General features: G+C 32.5%; 3 protein-coding genes. 1 reads left to right on the top strand and 2 read right to left on the bottom strand.

All coding sequences use genetic code 11. The annotated features are described in order from the left end of the window. Nucleotides 1-519 precede the first annotated feature (519 nt). Nucleotides 520-897, bottom strand: coding sequence for a helix-turn-helix domain-containing protein (locus Q0A18_RS03870; RefSeq protein ID WP_292008860.1), 378 nt, complete (start codon nucleotides 895-897; stop codon nucleotides 520-522). Then, nucleotides 894-1,556, bottom strand: coding sequence for an AraC family transcriptional regulator (locus tag Q0A18_RS03865; protein ID WP_292008859.1), 663 nt, complete (start codon nucleotides 1,554-1,556; stop codon nucleotides 894-896). Before Q0A18_RS03865 ends, Q0A18_RS03870 begins: the two co-directional genes overlap by 4 nt. Nucleotides 1,557-1,637: 81 nt before the next feature. Here Q0A18_RS03865 and Q0A18_RS03860 point away from each other — a divergent pair, with 81 nt between their 5' ends. Continuing rightward, nucleotides 1,638-2,516: an alpha/beta hydrolase gene (locus Q0A18_RS03860; protein ID WP_292008858.1), complete on the top strand. Its 879-nt coding sequence runs from the start codon at nucleotides 1,638-1,640 to the stop codon at nucleotides 2,514-2,516. Nucleotides 2,517-3,156 lie beyond the last annotated feature (640 nt).

Raw genomic sequence — 3,156 nt, 5'->3', positions numbered from 1 at the left:
TTTTTAAGTAAATCGGACTGTTGTTTATGCAGTAGGTCGAAAACTGCTTGAATCACTAAAAATTATCTTATCTATGGCGCCCTGTAGTTGATTATAATTATTTTTTTTTCTGTTCTCCCTCAAACAATCGGATTTAAAATATGTTATTTCAGATGGAACTAAATTTAATTCCCTTAAATTTAGCTCTCTTTTTCTCTATGCATTTCGCAAACAATATATGCACAGCTTCTATCAATGGAATCTAAGGATTCATTAAATGAAAAACTCTGAAGAAATGGTTTCAAGATTGATAGGCCGTTTGAAATTAAACGCTTTTTACGACATTAAAGGCAACTTATCAGGAAAGAACGCTTTTTTACAAACTAATTTTTAAAATGACTATAAGTGAATCTTCTGCCGACTCTGCTGAGGGGTTACTTTTTTAATTTAGATTTTTCCTAGCCTTAGAATTATATAACATGTATTTTCTATCTAAATTAAAATATACTACCAACAAATTCCTTCAATAAAAATAATTGTTTAAATAAAATTAATTCTATATTGAGCGGGGGTAGTATCTAACACTCTTAAAAATAGGCGTCTTAGACTTTCTGCATTACGAAGTCCGCAGAGTTCTGCGATTTCGTCCTGTGATAATTGTGTTTCTGTTAAATATTGACAGGCGTTTTCTACCTTTAAATAATCAATATACTTAGTTGGAGTAATTTTTAATTCACGCACAAAAACCCTTGCGAAATTGCGGGAGCTCATAGCTGCTATTTCTGCAAGCTTCTCTACCCTAAGATCATTCTGCAAATTGTTTTGCAGCCATTCACATACTTTGCGGATTTTTTTATTACTTATTTGATGATATTCCAGCAAGTTCCCATATTGCAATTGATTACCTGGACGCTTCATGAATAGGACCATCCATTTGCTATTTGCAATGCAAAATTACGCCCTAGATCTTCTTCAATTAATAGTAGACTTAAATCCATTCCTGAACTTATACCTGCTGAAGTATAAACATTTCCATCTTTTATGAAATAAGGAGCTATTTCCACTTCTATTTTAGGATACCGTTCAGCTAATGCCTTACAATGTTGCCAATGTGTAGTCACCTTTTTACCATTCAGAATTCCTGTTTCTGCTAGAAAATATGCACCGGTACAGACGGAGGCTATCCTTTTTACCCGCTGAGATTGATCTCTTATCCATTCTAAAGTCTCTGTAGAAATATGCAAGTCAGAAGTGGATGACAGACCTGCTATTATAAGCGTATCGATGGGATAATTTATTGTCCGGAAATTACCCTCCGTCACAATACACAGACCTGAGGAAGACTTTATTTCTTTATTTTCACTAGAAGAGATAACATGAAGCTCATACTGGAATCCAAAATCAGTATTGCTCTTATTTATCATATCTATTGCTCGGGCAAATATTTCTAATGGTCCGGCTACACTCAATATAGTAGGACTAGGGGATACCCATATTACAATATGTTTGACTTTATTTTCCATATTCAAATTTGCAATGAAAATATACTGTTTACAAACATATGGCAGTATTTGCAACTTTATTGTCATTGCAGACAGTTTTAAAGTAAAATACTTTTGTACTACAGAAAATTTAAAAGAACTCTTTAAAAAAAAATTATGGAATCGAACAAAGTTATTTACAAATCCGTCAGTATAGATACTGAAACTATTTTTTATAGGAAAGCAGGCAAAGAATCTTCACCAACAATCCTACTATTACATGGTTTTCCTTCTTCATCTCATATGTTTCGTGAGTTAATTCCTATATTAGCACATGATTATCATGTAATTGCTCCCGATCTTATTGGTTTTGGAGAATCAAGCCATCGCAGTCATAAAGAATTCGAATATACTTTTGATAACCTAGCCTATTACATAAACCTGTTCATCCAACAGTTATCTCTGAATAAATTTGCTCTTTATGTATTTGACTATGGAGCACCTGTAGGATTTAGGCTGGCGATGGCAAATCCGGAAAAAATAACCGGGATCATTTCTCAAAATGGAAATGCTTATGAAGAAGGATTGAGTGAGGGATGGAATCCTATCATGAAATATTGGAAAGAAAGGACAGCAGAAAACAGAAATGCTTTGCTGTCATTCCTGACCGCAGAAACTACCCAATGGCAATACACATATGGAGTTGATAATGTAGAGCTTGTTTCTCCCGACGGGTATAATTCAGATCAGTTCTTTCTGAATCGTGAGGGGAGTGATGATATTCAGCTTGATTTATTCGGAGATTATAAAAATAATGTTGCTCTATATCCTGATTTTCAGAAGTATTTCAGAACTTATCAACCTCCTCTTTTAGCGGTGTGGGGTAAAAATGATCCATTTTTCCTTCCGGAAGGAGCTGAGGCTTATAAGAAAGATATTCCCAATGCTTTAATCAAATTATACGATACAGGACATTTTGCACTGGAAACACATCTTAATGAAATAAGTATTGAAATACTAAGCTTTTTACAGAATATTTATCGAAAGGAATTTTAGACTTACTTTCACAGATATTCAAAAGGAGATAAATTGTAATTAAAAATTATTTTTAAAGGTATCTGCAATCTTTTGACGTTTGTTGAGACTTTGTGAGTTTTTCGTCAAAAAGTGATAAAGTTTAAAAAAGTAGAGATCCCTGTAATTGAGAAATAAAAAATATTTGTATAATTGTTTTGTAAGTAAAATCATATTTCATTAACAAAAATTTAAAAATTTCATGAAAAAAATTATTTATTTAAGTGGTTTTTGGGGTTTCGGGTTATATTACTACAGCTTCCCCTGTTAATCCGGAAGTTAATACCAAATCAAAACTACTCTATAGATATGAATATGGTATGGGAGCTGTAGATATCGCAAATGGAACATGTTTTACTTATGGTTTATACATTTGTTCAGATGATAGTAGCTTTTGTACATTTACACCGCATAATACTGGTGGAACGGTACCTACTACTTGTTTAGGAGAAGGTAATTATCAAGCTTAATTTTGAAAATGTGAAAAATTTAATTTTATTCTCTTCAATGCTATTTTTGGGTTGTAGTAAATCAACTAACCAACCCATTATTGATTATAGTTCTGATTACGGAGACCAGAGAAATATGATCTCTAATTTTAAAAAACAGCAAAATGAACAAA

This window comes from Chryseobacterium sp. (genome assembly GCF_022712095.1).
Classification (GTDB): Bacteria; Bacteroidota; Bacteroidia; order Flavobacteriales; family Weeksellaceae; genus Chryseobacterium.
This window is presented reverse-complemented; position numbering and strand designations above follow the sequence as displayed.